Origin of the sequence: Kaistia defluvii (assembly GCF_026343955.1) — a bacterium.
In the GTDB taxonomy this organism is placed as follows: Bacteria; Pseudomonadota; Alphaproteobacteria; order Rhizobiales; family Kaistiaceae; genus Kaistia; species Kaistia defluvii.
Genome location: NZ_JAPKNI010000017.1, coordinates 1 through 15971 on the forward strand (window position 1 = coordinate 1; position 15971 = coordinate 15971).

At 65.9% G+C, this 15971-nt stretch carries 15 protein-coding genes and 1 riboswitch; of the genes, 3 read left to right on the top strand and 12 right to left on the bottom strand.

Translation table 11 applies throughout. From position 1 onward, the window contains the following. The 9 genes from OSH10_RS22590 to OSH10_RS22630 form a co-directional block, all read right to left on the bottom strand. The coding region (locus tag OSH10_RS22590; protein WP_266334980.1) for an acyl-CoA carboxylase subunit beta at positions 1 to 1528 on the bottom strand (1528 nt) is incomplete at its 3' end. A 9-nt stretch (positions 1529 to 1537) separates the two neighbouring features. Further along, on the bottom strand, positions 1538 to 2269 hold the full coding sequence (locus OSH10_RS22595; protein WP_266334982.1) for an ATP12 family chaperone protein: 732 nt from the start codon (positions 2267 to 2269) through the stop codon (positions 1538 to 1540). A gap of 73 nt (positions 2270 to 2342) precedes the next feature. Then, positions 2343 to 3347, bottom strand: coding sequence for an RluA family pseudouridine synthase (locus OSH10_RS22600; protein WP_266334984.1), 1005 nt, complete (start codon positions 3345 to 3347; stop codon positions 2343 to 2345). A 32-nt stretch (positions 3348 to 3379) separates the two neighbouring features. Then, positions 3380 to 3886: a fluoride efflux transporter CrcB gene (gene crcB / locus OSH10_RS22605; protein WP_323181660.1), complete on the bottom strand. Its 507-nt coding sequence runs from the start codon at positions 3884 to 3886 to the stop codon at positions 3380 to 3382. Next, a riboswitch (Fluoride riboswitch) is annotated at positions 3863 to 3937 on the bottom strand. (Overlaps the previous gene by 24 nt.) Positions 3938 to 4118: 181 nt before the next feature. After that, complete coding sequence (locus OSH10_RS22610) at positions 4119 to 4259, bottom strand: hypothetical protein (RefSeq protein WP_266334986.1); 141 nt, start codon at positions 4257 to 4259, stop codon at positions 4119 to 4121. 74 nt (positions 4260 to 4333) lie between these two features. After that, a complete protein-coding gene (locus OSH10_RS22615; RefSeq protein ID WP_266334988.1) occupies positions 4334 to 5404 on the bottom strand; it encodes a fatty acid desaturase in 1071 nt (356 codons plus the stop codon). 58 nt (positions 5405 to 5462) lie between these two features. After that, a complete protein-coding gene (locus tag OSH10_RS22620) occupies positions 5463 to 6488 on the bottom strand; it encodes a 2-hydroxyacid dehydrogenase (protein WP_266334989.1) in 1026 nt (341 codons plus the stop codon). Between the two features lie 3 nt (positions 6489 to 6491). Continuing rightward, complete coding sequence (locus tag OSH10_RS22625; RefSeq protein WP_266334991.1) at positions 6492 to 7610, bottom strand: AAA family ATPase; 1119 nt, start codon at positions 7608 to 7610, stop codon at positions 6492 to 6494. Positions 7611 to 7677: 67 nt separating this feature from the next. Beyond that, on the bottom strand, positions 7678 to 8790 hold the full coding sequence (locus OSH10_RS22630; protein ID WP_266334993.1) for an S-(hydroxymethyl)glutathione dehydrogenase/class III alcohol dehydrogenase: 1113 nt from the start codon (positions 8788 to 8790) through the stop codon (positions 7678 to 7680). Between the two features lie 175 nt (positions 8791 to 8965). Between OSH10_RS22630 and OSH10_RS22635 the strand changes: the two genes are divergently transcribed. Together OSH10_RS22635 and OSH10_RS22640 are read left to right on the top strand one after the other, a co-directional pair. Beyond that, the gene (locus OSH10_RS22635) at positions 8966 to 10486 is read left to right on the top strand and encodes a DHA2 family efflux MFS transporter permease subunit (RefSeq protein WP_266334995.1); all 1521 of its coding nucleotides are present in this window, start codon (positions 8966 to 8968) and stop codon (positions 10484 to 10486) included. A gap of 102 nt (positions 10487 to 10588) precedes the next feature. Beyond that, complete coding sequence (locus OSH10_RS22640; protein WP_266334997.1) at positions 10589 to 11158, top strand: nucleoside 2-deoxyribosyltransferase; 570 nt, start codon at positions 10589 to 10591, stop codon at positions 11156 to 11158. 22 nt (positions 11159 to 11180) lie between these two features. Here OSH10_RS22640 and OSH10_RS22645 read toward each other — a convergent pair whose 3' ends face one another. The 3 genes from OSH10_RS22645 to OSH10_RS22655 all read right to left on the bottom strand — a co-directional run bounded on the left by OSH10_RS22645 (position 11181) and on the right by OSH10_RS22655 (position 14633). After that, complete coding sequence (locus tag OSH10_RS22645; protein WP_266334999.1) at positions 11181 to 11810, bottom strand: glutathione S-transferase family protein; 630 nt, start codon at positions 11808 to 11810, stop codon at positions 11181 to 11183. 86 nt (positions 11811 to 11896) lie between these two features. After that, positions 11897 to 13207, bottom strand: coding sequence for a replication-associated recombination protein A (locus tag OSH10_RS22650; protein WP_266335001.1), 1311 nt, complete (start codon positions 13205 to 13207; stop codon positions 11897 to 11899). A gap of 19 nt (positions 13208 to 13226) precedes the next feature. Further along, complete coding sequence (locus tag OSH10_RS22655; RefSeq protein ID WP_266335003.1) at positions 13227 to 14633, bottom strand: DegQ family serine endoprotease; 1407 nt, start codon at positions 14631 to 14633, stop codon at positions 13227 to 13229. Positions 14634 to 14889: 256 nt separating this feature from the next. Here OSH10_RS22655 and OSH10_RS22660 point away from each other — a divergent pair, with 256 nt between their 5' ends. After that, positions 14890 to 15858: a hypothetical protein gene (locus tag OSH10_RS22660; protein ID WP_266335005.1), complete on the top strand. Its 969-nt coding sequence runs from the start codon at positions 14890 to 14892 to the stop codon at positions 15856 to 15858. Positions 15859 to 15971: the final 113 nt, after the last annotated feature.

The window sequence follows — 15971 nt, forward strand, 5'->3', positions numbered from 1 at the left end:
GCGGAATGTTGTCGTGCTTCTTCCAGGGGTTCTCCAGCGACTTGTTGCGCAGGAGCCGCAAGCCGCGGGCGATGCGGCGCCGCGTGGAGTGCGGCATGATGACTTCGTCGATATAGCCGCGCTCGGCCGCGACGAAGGGCGAAAGGAAGCGGTCCTCATATTCCTTGGTCCGCGCCGCCAGCCCCCCGGCATCGCCGTTCTGGGCGCGGAAGATGATCTCCACGGCGCCCTTGGCGCCCATCACCGCGATCTGCGCCGACGGCCAGGCGTAGTTCAGATCGCCGCGCAGGTGCTTGGACGCCATGACGTCATAGGCGCCGCCATAGGCCTTGCGCGTGATCACCGTGATCTTCGGGACCGTCGCCTCGCCATAGGCGAACAGCAGCTTGGCGCCGTGCTTGATCAGCCCGCCATATTCCTGCGCCGTCCCTGGCAGGAAGCCCGGCACGTCGACGAAGGTGACGATCGGAATGGAAAAGGCGTCGCAGAATCGCACGAATCGCGCTGCCTTGCGCGAGGCGTCGCTGTCGAGCACGCCCGCCAGCACCATCGGCTGGTTGGCGACGAAGCCGACCGTGCGGCCCTCGATGCGGCCGAAGCCAATGACGATGTTCCGGGCGAACGCCGCCTGGATCTCGAAGAAATCGCCCTCATCGACGGTCTTGAGGATCAGTTCCTTGATGTCATAGGGCTTGTTGGCATTGTCCGGGACGAGCGTGTCGAGCGACATCTCGATCCGGTCGGCTGTGTCGAAGCTGTCGATCTCCGGGATCTCGGCCCGGTTGTTGAGCGGCAGCAGGTCGATCAGGCGCCGCATCTCCAGCAGCGTCTCGACATCATTGTCATAGGCGCCGTCCGCAATCGACGAGCGCGTCGTGTGAATGCTGGCCCCGCCCAGCTGCTCCGACGTCACCGTCTCGTTGGTGACGGTCTTCACCACATCCGGGCCGGTGACGAACATGTAGCTCGAATCACGGACCATGAAGATGAAGTCGGTCATGGCCGGCGAATAGACGTCGCCGCCGGCGCAGGGGCCCATGATCACCGAGATCTGCGGGATCACGCCCGAGGCCAGCACATTGCGCTGGAACACCTCGCCATAGCCGCCGAGCGCCGCGACGCCTTCCTGGATGCGGGCGCCGCCGGCATCGAACAGGCCGATGATCGGCGCGCGGTTCTTCAGCGCCATGTCCTGGATCTTCATGATCTTGCCGGCATGGGCTTCCGAGAGCGAGCCGCCGAAGACGGTGAAGTCCTTGGCGAAGACGAAGACGGTACGGCCGTTGATCGTGCCCCAGCCGGTGACGACGCCGTCGCCGGGGATCTTGGTCTTCTCCATGCCGAAATCGGTGCCCCGGTGTTCGACATACATGTCGAACTCCTCGAAGGAGCCCTCGTCCAGCAGCACGTCGAGGCGCTCGCGCGCCGTCAGCTTGGCCTTGGCGTGTTGCGCCGCGATGCGCTTCTCGCCACCGCCGAGCCGGGCTTCGGCGCGGCGTTTTTCCAGTTCAGCCAGGACGTGCTTCAAGGGTATCTCCTATCCCCGCGCGGCCACAATCAGCGCCGCTGCCTGCATCTCGCTCCAGCGCCCGGCACGGCGGATGCTGGCTTCCTCGTCCTCGCCCCAGAGGCTGATCTGGTAGTCCTCGTCGACATGCGCCGCCGCCCAGGCTTCCTCGGCCGACAGGTGCCGGTGAAGGACGGCGACCGCGAGGACAGCCGAACCAGTCAGGGTCGTGATCGTATTGAGCGCGGCGAGCCGAAGGATGTCGAGCTCACCGAGCGCGGCATCGACGGCCTCGATCGTTTCGGGAAACTGCTCGACATGCACGATCCCCTGGGCCAGCACGAAGCGGGCATGGAAGCGCTCCTGCATCCAGCCGAGAAGCGGCGTCCAGGATGCCTCCTGCAAGGCCACCAGCCGGTCCGGTCCCTCCGAGCGATAGCAGAGCATGTCGGATCCGGCATAGCGCAGGATCTCGGCGCGGGTCTCGTCCGGCTCGCGGGCAACACCGTCCAGCGCCGAATTGACCAGCCGCGTCAGCGGCATCGTCGCGGGATTGATGAATTCCTTCTGTCCTGCCCACTCCGCGGCGATCGCAGCGGCGATCGACTCGTCGGGAACGACGAACGGCGCCTTGGCGGGAGTGCGCAGCGGGCGGCCGTCGAGATGGACGGCATAGCCGCCCTCGACGGCCGCGGTCGCGACTTTCTCATAGAAGCGCTTCGGCAACTTTTGGGTATCGAGTTTCTCGGGAGCTGTCGTCATTTCCGTCATCTGATCGTGCCGGCGCGTGCCGGGCCTTCCCCTCATCCGTCCAGGCGCCGCGGCGCCTCGACGGCTACTCGTCGTCTTCGGTGCCGGTGTCGCCAAGATCCTTGTCAAAGCCAAGAAGGTTCCAGCTCTGCACCATGTGCGGCGGCAGAGGCGCCGTGACGTCGAGCGTGCCGCTGCCGGACGGATGCGGGATGATGATCCGGCGCGCATGCAGGTGCAGCTTGTTCTGGACGCCGCCTGGAAAATCCCAGTTGATGTCGGCTTCGAAATATTTCGGGTCACCGATGATGGGATGGCCGATATGGGCGGCATGCGCGCGCAGCTGGTGCGTACGGCCGGTAACCGGACGCATGGTGAGCCACGAGAGGTTCTGCCCGGCATTGTCGACGACCGAGAACAGGGTCACGGCATGGCTGGCATCGTTCTCGCCATGGCGAGCGATCTTCATCTTGTCACCGGAGGGGCCGCCATCGCGCGCGAGCCAGGTCGAGATGCGGCCTTGCATCGGACGGGGCACCCCCTTCACCAGCGCCCAATAGATCTTCTTGGTCGCGCGGGCGCGGAAGCTGGCGGCGAGCTTGGAGGCGGCCAGGCGCGTCTTGGCGACCACCAGCACGCCCGTCGTCTCGCGGTCGAGACGATGGACGAGGCGCGGCTTCTGGTCCTTGGTGTCGCGCAGCGCTTCCAGCATGCCATCGACATGGGTGGTCAGGCCGGAACCGCCCTGTACGGCCAGGCCCTGCGGCTTGTTGAAGACGTAGACGTGGTCATCCTCGTAGATGCACATCGCCATTAGCGCGTCGGCGGCGCTGCCACGGGCACCGAGCGGGCGGGCCACGTGCGGGCTGCCACCGGCCGCATCGACGCCGAGCGGCGGAATGCGGACAACCTGCCCTGCATTGACCCGGTCATTGGTCTTGGCGCGGCCTCCATCGACGCGCACCTGGCCCGAACGCAGCAGCTTCTGGAGATGCCCGAAAGACAGGCCCGGAAAGTGTTCCTTGAACCAGCGATCGAGGCGCATGCCGGCCTCGTCGGGCCCTACAGTCTTGGAGACGACGGTCGCCATGAGAAAAGTCCTTCTATTGAAGGCGCCTCATATCATCCGGCGAGCGTCCTGACGAGCAAAAGCCCGGCAAAGAGCGCGAGAACGGAAACTATCAGCGACGAGCCGGCATAAAGGGCGGCGCTGCCGGTCTCGCCGCGCTCCAGCAGCATCACGACGTCGAGCGAGAATGTGGAGAAGGTGGTGAAGCCGCCCAACACGCCGGTGGCGAGAAACAGGCGCGCATGCTGTGTCCAGTGGGCGCCGCCGCGAAACGCCAGATAGCCGACTAGCATCCCCATGACACAGGAACCGATCACGTTGACGGTCAGTGTCGCCCAGGGGAATGCCGCGCCGAACCCGCGCGCAAGGCCGATATTGACGCCATGCCGGAATACGCCGCCCAGACCCGCGCCGATAAACACGAGAACAACCGGATACATGAAATCTCCTTGGGGGCCTGCCGCCCACGTGATCGCGTCCGGCACGAACATCGCTGCGACAGGAAGCCGGACAGACTCCCGCCAAGCGCTCGAAAGCTGCTGGCAGGGGTCATCGGCCATGCGGCGGTTCAGATCCGGTGGATCTCGGGAGACTCCATTCCCGACAGAAGAATTAGGCTCGGATTCGCCCGAATGCAAATCCCCGCGAATGCCGGCGAAGAAGCAGTCGCGCATAGGGCCGACCTCGATGCGGCCGACCAGGCGCACCCGAGGCGGCGACCGCGGGGCGCCCCCCAAGCCCCCCGGCCTCAAGGCAGTCGCGGCCCGGCGGCAGCCGGGCCAGCGCCTGTTCTCAGCCCTTCTTGCCCTTGCCGGGCGCGCCCAGGGTCGCTCTCGTGACCTGGGTCGTAAAGGTGGTGGCAGCCGCCGGAGCCTCCTTCACCTTTTTCGGCTTCTTGGCTTCGCGATTGCTTCGCATCTGACCCTTGGCCATCGGCATTCTCCTAAAGAGATCACGCCAGATCCTCGGCGCCCGGCAGTAGCCGTCTTCGTCGGAGAACCCGCCGGTCAGGCAGGCTCGGCAGCGAGCGGCAAGGATACCGCCTCCCAGCGCTTCATCGCCTTGAAGGGCACGAGTTGCTGGCGGCCTTCATCCCACAATACCAGCGGAACCGTACGAAGGCTCTCGCCAATCGTGATGCGGCCGACCTGCATGAGTTCGGGATGCTGCTTCAGCACTTCGGGCAGGCGATAGAACGGGATGCGGCTGCAAAGGTGGTGGACGTGATGGACGCCGATATTGGCCGACATCCAGCGCAGCACGCCAGGCAGGTCGTAATACGAACTGCCATGCAGTGCCGCTTCCTGATGCGTCCACTCCGGCGGCCGCGCCCAAAACGTCTCTTCGAACTGATGCTGGACGTAGAACAGCCAGACACCGATCGAAGCGGCGATGATGGCGATCGGCAGGTGGACCATCAGGAACGGGCCGACACCAACCAGCCACATCAGGCCACCGGCGACCAGGGCGATGCCGAGATTCGTGCCCATGGTGCTGAGCCAGGGCTGGGAGCCGCCGCCGCGCATCATGCCGATCGGCAGACGATGCTGGAGCAGGAAGAGGTAGGCCGGACCGATGACGAAGAGCACGACGGGACTGCGATAGACCCGGTAGCCGAGCCGTCCCCAGAAACCGCGGGCGCGATATTCCTCGACCGTCAGCGTGGTGATATCCCCCATGCCGCGCTGTTCCAGATTGCCATGCGTGGCGTGATGGATCGCGTGAGACCGGCGCCAGTAGTCATGCGGGGTGAGGGTGAACACGCCGAGAACGCGCCCGACCCAGTCATTGACGTCGCGGCGGCGGAAAAACGCGCCATGGCTGCAGTCATGCTGGATCAGAAACAGGCGCACCAGGAAGCCGGCGGCGGGGACCGCCAGCAGCAGCGACAGCCACCAGAAGCCCTGCTGGACCAGAAACCACATCGCGCACCAGAGAGCGACCAGCGGCAGCGCGGTGACAAGGATTTCTGCGACGCTGCGCGTCTCGTTCGGCTCGCGAAACCGGCCAAGGATCTTCGGCCAGACACGCGCCTCCGAAGCGCGGGCGGATAGATGCACATCGTTTTTGTGGGTCATGGGCGGCCACCCTACACGAAAGCCGCCGCCGATCGTCATGGAAAATCACGCGCCACGGTCAGGCTTGCGGGCGCGGCGGGCGGACGACTTCCGCAGCGACAACGTTTTCAAGCACATGGCCCGCTTCCGCTGCGGCAATATTCCGCAGCGTCGTTTCGCTAATCGCCGCAAGCGCTTCGGCGGTAAGAAACGCCTGGTGGCCGGTCACGAGCACATTGGGGAATGTCAGCAGGCGCTGGAAGACGTCGTCCTGGATGATCTCGTTGGACAGATCCTCGAAGAACAGGTCTGCCTCCTGCTCGTAGACATCGAGCGCGACGCCGCCGACCTTTCCGCTCTTCAGGCCCTCCACCAGCGCCTCGGCGTCGATCAGCGCGCCGCGGCTGGTGTTGACGAGGATGAATCCCGCTCGCGCCCGATCGATCGTAGCGGCGTTGACGAGGTGATGCGTCTCCGGCGTCAGCGGGCAGTGCAGGCTGACGATGTCGGCTGCCGCCATCAGATCGTCGAGCGGACCATATTCGATGCCGAGACCGACCAGCTCCGGATCCTGCCGCTGATCATGCGCCAGCACCCGGCAGCCGAAGCCGAGTTTCAGGCATCGTGCGACCAGCGCGCCGATGCGTCCCGTCCCGACGATACCCACCGTCTTGCCGAACAGGTCATTGCCGATCAGGCCGTCGAGCGCGAAATTATTGTCGCGGACGCGGGCCCAGGCGCGCGGGATGCGGCGATCGAGCGCCAGCAGCAGCGCCACGGTGAACTCCGCCACGGCATGCGGCGAATAGGCGGGCACGCGCACGACATCGATGCCGAGCTCGGCCGCCGCGTGCAGGTCGACATGGTTGAATCCGGCGCAGCGCAACGCCACAAGCCGCGTGCCGGTCGCTGCGAGTTGCGTCAAGAGCGGCCGGTCGAGCCTGTCGTTGACGAAGACGCAGACTGCCGGAAATCCGTCCGCCAGCGGCGCGGTCGAAAGATCCAGCTTGGGCTCGAGGAAGACAAGATCATGCCCGAAGGCGGCATTCGCCTCGGAGAGATACTGCCGATCGTACGGCTTGGTGCTGAAGACGGCGACCCGCATCGTTCACTCCCGCTCGACAAATTCGCCGAAGAGCTTGAGCCCTTCGATCCATGTCGCGCCGTCCTCCTTGACGACGACGCGCGGCGCAACGCCCGCTTCTAGCTCCAGCGCATCGGCCAGCGCCTGCGAATGCGTGACGACCCACACCTGAGTCCGCTCGGCCGCGCGGGCGATCAGCCGCGCCAGCGGCAGGGTCAGGTCGGGGTGCAGGCTGGTCTCCGGCTCGTTGAGCGCGATGAAGCCCGGAAGACGATAGCCCGAGAGCGCCGCGACAAGGCAAAGGAAGTGCAACGTGCCGTCGGAAAGTTCATGCGCACCCAGCGGGCGCGGCAAATCCGGAAATTTGAGCCCGATCGAGACGGTGCCCTTGCCAAACTCGGTGACCAGAACAGCACCGGGAAAGGCATCCTCGATCGCCGCCTCGATCTCCGGCGCTTCATCGCGGATCACGATCACACTCGCCAGCGCCGCCGCCAGATCATAGCCATCCGAGGAAAGCGTCGGTGTGGTGATGGCGAGCGCAGGCTGGCGGATTGGCGAGGTCTTGTCGGTGCGGAAATCGTGATAGAAGCGCCAGTCCAGCAGCGCGCGGCGCACCAGATCCAGCTCGGTGAAGCGGCCCTGGTCCCGAAAGCCCGACAATGCCGTCTCGGACGGCACGAGGGCTTCCTCATAGGTCTGCCGCCGGCCGTCCTCATCGCGCAGCCACGCGCTCGGGCCCTGCCGCTTCATCATCGTCACGGCCTTGCCCCGGGCGCGATGCACCAGTTCCTCGGCCTTGACCATCGGCTCCGTACCCGTCAGCGCCGCCTGGTCGATCGGCGCCGGCAGGCCGATCTCGATCGAATAGGCATAGGCGCCGAATTCGGCGCCGAGCTTCAGCCGCACCGGACCCTTGGCGCGGGGCCCGGCCCAGAGAACGGATTCAAACCCGCCCTCCTCCGCGATCTCGCGCGTGATCGTGCCGCGCGCGGCGGCGGCGAGCAATTCCAGCGAGCGGTAGAGATTGGTCTTGCCAACGCCGTTGCGGCCGACGAGCACGGTCAGCGGCTCGACCGGAACCTGGATGCGCCGGATCGAGCGATAGAGCTCGGCCGAGACGGATGTCAGGCGTAGCGGCAAGACCAGCCTCGTTGCTTGCGGTTCGCGAGGCGGGCGGCTTCAGGCAACGCCCGCCTCGCTCAACCGATCAGAATACGACGACGCTGCGGATCGACTTGCCTTCATGCATCAGGTCGAAGGCGGTGTTGATCTCTTCGAGCGGCATGGTGTGGGTGATCAGGTCGTCAATGTTGATCTTGCCGTCCATGTACCAGTCGACGATCTTCGGCACGTCGGTGCGGCCGCGCGCGCCACCGAAGGCCGAGCCCTTCCAGACGCGGCCGGTGACGAGTTGGAACGGACGGGTCGAGATCTCGACGCCCGAGGGGGCCACGCCGATGACGATGCTCTCGCCCCAGCCGCGATGGCAGCATTCCAGCGCCTGGCGCATGGTGTGGACGTTGCCGATGCACTCGAACGAGAAATCGGCGCCGCCGCCGGTCAGGTCGACGATCGCCTGCACGACCTTGTCGCGGCCGACCTCGTCCGGATTGACGAAATGCGTCATGCCGAACTTCTTGGCCATCGCAACCTTGGACGGATTGAGATCGACGCCGATGATCTTGTCGGCGCCGACCATGCGGGCCGCCTGGATCACGTTGAGGCCGATGCCGCCGAGACCGAACACGACGACATTGGCGCCCGGCCACACCTTGGCGGTGTGGATGACGGCGCCAACGCCGGTGGTCACGCCGCAGCCGATGTAGCAGATCTTGTCGAAGGGCGCGTCTTCGCGGACCTTGGCGACGGCGATCTCCGGCAGCACGGTGAAGTTCGAGAAGGTCGACGTGCCCATGTAATGGAACACGGTCTCGTTCGAGCAGGAGAAGCGCGAGGTCGAATCGGGCATCAGCCCCTGGCCCTGCGTCGAACGGATCGCCGTGCAGAGGTTGGAGCGCTGCGACAGGCAGGTTTTGCACTGGCGGCATTCGGGCGTGTAGAGCGGAATGACATGGTCGCCGGGGCGCACCGACGTGACGCCGGCGCCCACCTCGCGGACGATGCCCGCGCCCTCATGGCCGAGGATCGCCGGGAACTTGCCCTCCGAATCGAGGCCGGACAGGGTGTAGGCATCGGTGTGGCACACACCGGTCGCCATGATCTCGACCAGCACTTCGCCGGCGCGCGGCCCGTCGAGGTTGATCGTCTCGATCGTCAGCGGCTTGTTGGCTTCCCAAGCGACGGCGGCACGGGTCTGCATTCGGGCGTTCCTCTCTACGGGGCCGCGAGCGACCCTTCCACATAGACTCCGCCGCTTATACGCCAGCCTCGCCGCGTAAAAAAACCCTGTTGGTCACCGATCCCGTAGCGAGCACGACAGAAAGGCACCGCAACCGATCCATGCTAGCGTCGCGACAGGCGTTGGAGGTGGGGCAATGGACGAACCGGTTGAGAGAAAACAGGGCATGCTGCCGGGGATGCCGCAGCCAATCGCGTCCTTCCGCGACCGTCTGGCGCGACGACCCGCCTATCCCTGGTATATCGTCGGCGTCACCTGCATTGGCAGCTTCATGGGCCAGTTCGACGCCAGCGTCGTGCAACTGGCCCTGCCGCATCTCGCCGAGGTCTTCCAGCTTCGCGAGACCGTGACAAGCTGGGTCGCCCTCGCCTATCTGCTGAGCTTTTCCGTTTCACTGCCTGTCTTCGGATGGCTGTGCCAGCAATATGGCCGCAAGCCGCTTTATCTCTTCGGCATGGCGACGTTTCTGATCGCCTCGCTCCTGTGCAGCATCGCGACCAGTCTGCCACAACTGATCGCCTTCCGCGTGCTGCAAGGTCTCGGAGCCGGGCTGCTCGGCGCCAATTCGGTCTCGATCCTGGTCCGCGCCGCCGGTAAGGAGCGACGCGGTCGGGCCATGGGCATTTTCTCGGCGGCGCAAGCGGTCGGCGTCAGTCTCGGGCCAATCGTCGGCGGCCTTCTGATCGGCTCGCTGGGCTGGCGTTCGATCTTCTGGGTGACGCCGCCGATCGGTGTCATCGGCTTGCTGCTCGGCTGGCTGATCCTGCCGCACGACGATGAAAAGGGCGCCGGGCGATTCGACTGGCGCGGCGCCCTGCTGCTGCCTCCCGCCCTCCTCTGCATCGTGCTGGCGCTTAGCCAGGCCGCCGACTGGGGCATCGCCTCAGCGGCGTTCATCGGCACGAGCGCAACGGGGATTGTGCTGCTGGCGCTGTTCATCCTGTTCGAGCGCCGTACCGATTCACCGCTGGTCGATCTGAAGCTGTTCAAATCGGAAGCCTTCTCGCTTGGCATTCTCGCGGTGCTGTTCAGCTACGCCATGCTTTACGGCATGTTCTACCTGGTCTCCTTCGCGCTGGTTCGCGGCTTCCACGACGCCCCGGAACTCGCCGGGCTGCGCCTGGCGGCGATACCGATTGCCCTTGGCGTCGCCGCGCCGATCGCCGGCTCTTATGTCAACCGGCTCGGAGTAACGGCCCTCACCCTCGCCGGCATGGCGCTCTGCGCTGCAGCCCTGCTGGCGCTGTCGCTCGTGGCGCTCGAGCCCTCGCCTTCAAGGCTGTTCGGCATTCTGGCGCTGGCGGCGTTTGGCGCCGGCCTCGGCATGTTCATCGCCCCGAACAACAGCGCCACCATGGGAGCCGCGCCACCGGCCCTTTCCGGCGAGGCAGGTGCGATGTTCAACCTCGCCCGCATGCTGGGCGTCAGTCTCGGTGTTGCCAGCGCCGCCTCGATGCTGGCCTGGCGCATGAAGGTGATCGACGACGCGCGCACCGACGATGTCGCCTTCTACGGCCATCCCATCCTCGGCGCGGTCGAGACGAGCTTCCTTCTGCTCTTCCTCTTCGCCCTCGTCGCCACGATCGCGACGCTGAAACGGCGGCGCCTTCGCGGCGAGGACAGCGCCGCCGCGCCCGAACGCGCCGGAAAGGCCTGAGCCTACGGCCCGATTACGCTTTCTTCACGCGCCCCGATGTCCGCTCGGCCGAGCGCCGGCCATCGCGGCCCGATCCGCCACCCAACAGAAGGGTTTTCATCCGTGTCGAAGAAGATCTACCTCGCCGGGCCCGAAGTCTTTCTCGCCAATGCCCGCGAGATCCTCGACCGCAAGGCGGCCCTTGCCCGGGCCGCCGGCTTCACGCCGATCTCGCCCGGTGACCTGGATATTCCGCCGACGGATAGCAAGAAGGGATTCGGCCTGGCGATCAGCGATATCGATGAGCAGATGATGCTGGATGCCGACGCAATCATCGCCAATCTGACGCCGTTCCGCGGCATCGCCGCTGATACCGGCACCACCTTCGAGCTTGGCTTCATGTGCGGGCTCGGCAAGCCGGTCTTCGCCTATACCAACGTCGCCGCCAACCATTTTGCCCGCGTGCTCGACTATTACCAGGGCGCGGTCGCCGAAGGTGCCGACGGCCACAAGCGCGGGCCGGATGGGCTCTCCGTCGAGGATTTCGAGATGATCGACAATCTGATGCTGCATGGCGGCATCGAACGACGCGGCGGCGCGGTCGTGGTCGGCAATGCCGATCCGGCCGCGCTCTATACCGATCTCGCCGCCTTCGAGGCCTGTCTCGCCATCGCGGTCGAAAAGCTGCGCTAAGGCGATCCGCCCACCCGGACGATCAGGCCTTGGGCGGGGAAACCGCCTGGGCATTCTCCGCGAAGACCGGCAGGGCCTCGCACTCGGCCGAAAGCGCCTCGAGGCGAGGCCAGTGCCTGTTGCCCAGCAGTCCCGGATGCGCCTCGTTGGTGAAGCGCAGCGCGCAGGCGACGGCGATGTCGGCATGGCCGATGCGGTCGCCGAACCACCATGGGGTGGGTCGGTCAGCGCGATCCGCCTCCAGCGCGTCGAGAACGCCGGCGATCTGCGTCTTGCAACGCTCGACCCAGACTTCCGACCGGTCCTTGCGCAGCACGGCTTCGTAGACAAGGCTGACCGCCTTGTCGGCAAGGCCGGTCGCCAGCGCGCAGACCTTCAGGGCGCGCCGCCGCTCCGGTCCGAACGGCGCGATCATCGCCTTCTCCTCGCCGGCCATTTCATCGAGATAGTCGAGGATGGCGGCGCTCTCGATCACCACCTCGCCATCGTCGAGCACAAGGGTCGGAACGCGCGTCAGCGGGTTATAGGGGGCGATCCTTGTGGCATCGCGGAACACCGACCAGGGCCGGTGCTCGAAGGCGATCCCGTAGAGATGCATGGCGATCGCGACGCGACGGACGAAGGGGGAATCATACTGGCCGATGAGGATCAAGGCAGGGCTCCCGAGGTTTGCCCCAGCATGCAACGAGGCGGCAGGGATTGGGAAGGGGATCGGCGTCAGTCGCAAGCGATCCCCGTCTAACCGCCGCCCCGCTCCTTCCGGAGCTTCGCCCAATAGTCCATGCGCTTGCGGATATCGCGCTCGAAGCCGCGCTCGACGGGCTCGTAGAAATTCTGCCGACCGAGCGCGGTCGGGAAATAGTCCTGGCCTGAAAAGGCGTCCGGCTCGTCGTGGTCATAGCGATAGCCGACGTTGTAGCCCTCGTCCTTCATCAGCTTGGTCGGAGCGTTCAGGATGTGCTTGGGCGGCAGCAGCGAGCCACCCTGCTTGGCCGCCTGGGTCGCCGCCTTGAAGGCCATGTAGACCGCGTTCGATTTGGGCGCCGTGGCGAGATAGACGGCGGCCTGCGCGAAGGCGAGTTCACCTTCCGGGCTGCCGAGATAGTCATAGGCGTCCTTGGCCGCATTGGCGACGACGAGGGCCTGGGGATCGGCAAGGCCGATATCCTCAACCGCCATCCGCACCAGCCGGCGGCCGAGATAGAGCGGATCTTCGCCAGCATCGAACATGCGGGCGAGATAATAGAGCGCAGCGTCGGGATCGGAGCCGCGCACCGATTTGTGCAGGGCGGAGATCAGATTGTAGTGGCCGTCCTGCCCCTTGTCGTAGATCGGCGCCCGGCGCTGGACGATCTCCTGCAGGCCCTTGGCGTCGAAGATCTCGCCGGGTTTCGCCGCCCGCCAGACTTCCTCCGACAGGGTCAGCGAGGCCCGCCCATCGCCATCCGCCATGCGGATCAGCACTTCGCGCGCTTCCTCGTCGAGCGGCAGCGGCTTGCCCTCGACCGCTTCGGCGCGGGCCAGCAGCCTGGCGATCGATTCCGGGCCGTGCGAATGGAACACCAGCACGCGGGCCCGCGACAGAAGCGCGGCATTGAGTTCGAAGGACGGATTCTCGGTCGTCGCGCCCACCAGCGTGACGGTACCGTCTTCCATCACCGGCAGGAAACTGTCCTGCTGGGCGCGGTTGAAGCGGTGGATCTCGTCGACGAAGAGCAGTGTGCCCTTGCCGATCTGCCGTCGCGCGCGCGCCTGCTCGAAAACCTTCTTCAGGTCCGCCACGCCGGAAAAGACGGCCGAGACCTGCTCGAAATGCAGCTCCGTCTCGTTCGCGAGCAGCCGCGCCACCGTGGTCTTGCCGGTGCCGGGCGGCCCCCAGAAGATCATCGAGCCGAGCGAGCCCGAATTCAGCATGCGCGACAGCGCGCCATCGACGCCGACGAGATGATCCTGGCCGACGACATCGGCCAGCCGTTCGGGGCGAAGCCGATCGGCCAGTGGCCGCGGCGCAGCCCTCTCCATCCCGGCCGCCTCGAACAGATTGCTCATCTCAAATGTCCAAACCCGATCAACGACCGACCTGCGTGCGGATCAGGCGACCGCCGCGCTCGATGACCAGCCTATAGCGCGAAGCCCGCTGCGCCGCGACCTCGGCGAGACCCTTGGTCGATGCGATCTTCACGCCATTCGATTCGACGATGACGTCGCCGGCGCGGAACCCGACGCCTTCGGCAGGCGACCCGCTCTCGACCGATTGTATCAGAACGCCATTGTCGCGCTTGCCGGCATAGCCGAGTTCCTCGATCACGGCCGGCGAGAGATTGACGACCGTCGCGCCGGAGAAGGGCGAAACGCCATCGATCGTCCGCCGGTCGCGCGGCGTCGTCTCCGGCGCGGCGATGAGCGCCAGCTCCGCCGAAGTGGTCTTGCCGCCCCGGATATAGGCGAGCTTCACCGTGGCATCGACGCCCTTGGTGGCGAGGCGGTAGTTGAGCCCGTTCGGATCATCCACTTCGACGCCATCGACGCTGATGACGAGATCGCCCGATCGGAGCCCCGCCTTTGCCGCCGGACCGTTCGCCGCGACGTCGGTGACGAGCGCGCCGCGCGGCCGTCCGATGCCGAGCCCGTCGGCAATCTCCGGCGTCACCTGCTGCAGGTTCGCGCCGAGCCAGGGCAGCATGAGCTTGCCGTCCTTCAGCGCCGACTGAACAACCACGCGTACCATATTGGAAGGAATCGCGAATCCGATGCCGATCGAACCGCCGCTGCGCGAATAGATCGCCGTGTTGATGCCGACCAGCTTGCCATCCATATCGACGAGCGCGCCGCCGGAATTGCCCGGATTGATCGCCGCGTCGGTCTGCACGAAAAACTGGTAGTCGGACGCGCCGATCTGCGTGCGCGCCAGCGCCGAGACGATGCCGCTGGTCACCGTCTGGCCGACACCGAAGGGATCGCCGATCGCCAGCACGAGATCGCCGACCTCCAGCGCGTCCGAATCGGCATAGGAAACGATCGGATATTGGCCGTCGCCGCCCTTGAGCCGCAGGACCGCCAGATCCATCCGCTCGTCCTTGAGCACGACCTCGGCCTCGATCTCCCGCTTGTCGGAGAGCGCGACCTTGACCTCGTCGGCATTGGCGATGACGTGATAGTTGGTCACTACGATGCCCGAGGGATCGACGATGACGCCGGAACCCAGCGACTGCTGGACGCGCTTGCGCGGCGCATTGTTCATCTCGCCGCCAAAGAAGCGGCGAAAGAACGGATCATCCATGAAGGGCGAGGCGCGCTGCTGGACGACGCGCGAGGCATAGACGTTGACGACCGCCGGCGAGACCCGCTTGACGATCGGCGAGAAGGAATAGCGGAGCGCCGCCTCCGACTGGGGTACCGTGCGTTCTGCCGCCGTCGCCGGACAGCAAAGCAACGCGCCGGCCAAACCAACTGCAACCGCAATTCCAAACCGCATGGAGAGAGCCTTTCTGACGGGATTCCTTCGTGAACAATGCTACACGAAATGCGGCACCGCAGTGGCCTTGGCCAGGCGCCTCTCCTTCATGGTCCGCGATCGAATCCACAGGCCGGTGTCGATACGGCCTGTTCAACCGCCACAGGCTCGCCCAGACTTCATGCCACTCACGGTCGGATATAGAGTCCTGCCGGCCCGGCGACTCTTGGCGTCGGGCCCGAGATCTGGATAATCCAGCCGGGACGAAGGGATCAGCATGCTCTGGATCGCACTGTTCATCATAGGTCTGCTGGGTCTCCTGGCGGGTATGGTTCCCCTGCTCCTCAATGGGTTGAGCCGTACCAACTTCGCCGGGATCGCCGTCGGCACGGTGCTGCTCGTGGCCGGCGCCGCCGGCGTGATCATGAAGCCGTCCCTGCCGGTCACGATGCCGCATATCGCAGCCCTGGAGCCCGCCGCTCCCGAGAGCGCGCCGGAAACGCAGATCGTGCCTCCCTCCGAATCACCCATCGCCGCCGTATCCGAGCCCGCCACGCCCCCCGCCGCGGTTCGTGTGGTCGAGCCGGCCGAGGTTCCGGCGCCGTCCAGCAAGGACGAGTCACAGCTCGCACCCTCCGCCCTGCCCGACCCGGTACCCGTGACCACCACCATCATTCCCGGTGGCGAGCCAGATCCGATCACCGGCCAGGCCCCGGGCGCGGCAGCCGCGCCGGCCGCAAGCCCGGCCGAGGAAGCTGCCGCCGTGCTCGGCCTGCTGGCTCCGCAACAGCCGAAGGACCAGGCAGCCTTCACCCAGGCCGTGGGCTCGGCGCGCGAGGCCTTCGACAAGGCCGACGACGCGCAACGCGATTCGATCCAGCCGCAGCGCGCCGCCGCCATCTGCAAGGCACTGCCCAAGCCGGAGGTGAAGCGCTGGGTCGGCAAGATCCAGTCGATGGAGGCGGATTCCGGCAAGCGACTGACCCTCACCATGGCGCTGCCTGACGGAACGCTGGTGAAGACCTGGAACAATGCGATGTCCGACATGGAGGACCAGACGCTGGTTCCGGCCGGATCCCCCGTCGCGCAGAGCCTCGGCAAACTGAAGACCGGCGACACGGTCCGCTTCTCCGGCACCTTCTTCGCCGACGAGCCGGACTGCTACCGCTCCAGCCGCCTGTCTCTGACGCAATCCATGATGGAGCCGAGCTTCCTGTTCCGCTTCACGGCGGTGGAAAAGCTGTAGAGCCGGCCCGCGGCTGGTTGGCTCAGCCATTCGCCAGGAATGTGGGCGTCTCATATGGTAGCGGCCTTGGTGATCCAATCGCCGCAAGCCCCTCACCCCAGCCCTCTCCCGCA

Bases quoted from the DNA above. Each gene is read 5' to 3' on its own strand.
- OSH10_RS22595 (WP_266334982.1), bottom strand. From the start codon at position 2,269: ATGACGACAGCTCCCGAGAAACTCGATACCCAAAAGTTGCCGAAGCGC.
- OSH10_RS22600 (WP_266334984.1), bottom strand. From the start codon at position 3,347: ATGGCGACCGTCGTCTCCAAGACTGTAGGGCCCGACGAGGCCGGCATG.
- crcB (WP_323181660.1), bottom strand. From the start codon at position 3,886: ATGGCCGATGACCCCTGCCAGCAGCTTTCGAGCGCTTGGCGGGAGTCT.
- OSH10_RS22610 (WP_266334986.1), bottom strand. From the start codon at position 4,259: ATGGCCAAGGGTCAGATGCGAAGCAATCGCGAAGCCAAGAAGCCGAAA.
- OSH10_RS22615 (WP_266334988.1), bottom strand. From the start codon at position 5,404: ATGACCCACAAAAACGATGTGCATCTATCCGCCCGCGCTTCGGAGGCG.
- OSH10_RS22620 (WP_266334989.1), bottom strand. From the start codon at position 6,488: ATGCGGGTCGCCGTCTTCAGCACCAAGCCGTACGATCGGCAGTATCTC.
- OSH10_RS22630 (WP_266334993.1), bottom strand. From the start codon at position 8,790: ATGCAGACCCGTGCCGCCGTCGCTTGGGAAGCCAACAAGCCGCTGACG.
- OSH10_RS22635 (WP_266334995.1), top strand. From the start codon at position 8,966: ATGGACGAACCGGTTGAGAGAAAACAGGGCATGCTGCCGGGGATGCCG.
- OSH10_RS22650 (WP_266335001.1), bottom strand. From the start codon at position 13,207: ATGAGCAATCTGTTCGAGGCGGCCGGGATGGAGAGGGCTGCGCCGCGG.
- OSH10_RS22655 (WP_266335003.1), bottom strand. From the start codon at position 14,633: ATGCGGTTTGGAATTGCGGTTGCAGTTGGTTTGGCCGGCGCGTTGCTT.
- OSH10_RS22660 (WP_266335005.1), top strand. From the start codon at position 14,890: ATGCTCTGGATCGCACTGTTCATCATAGGTCTGCTGGGTCTCCTGGCG.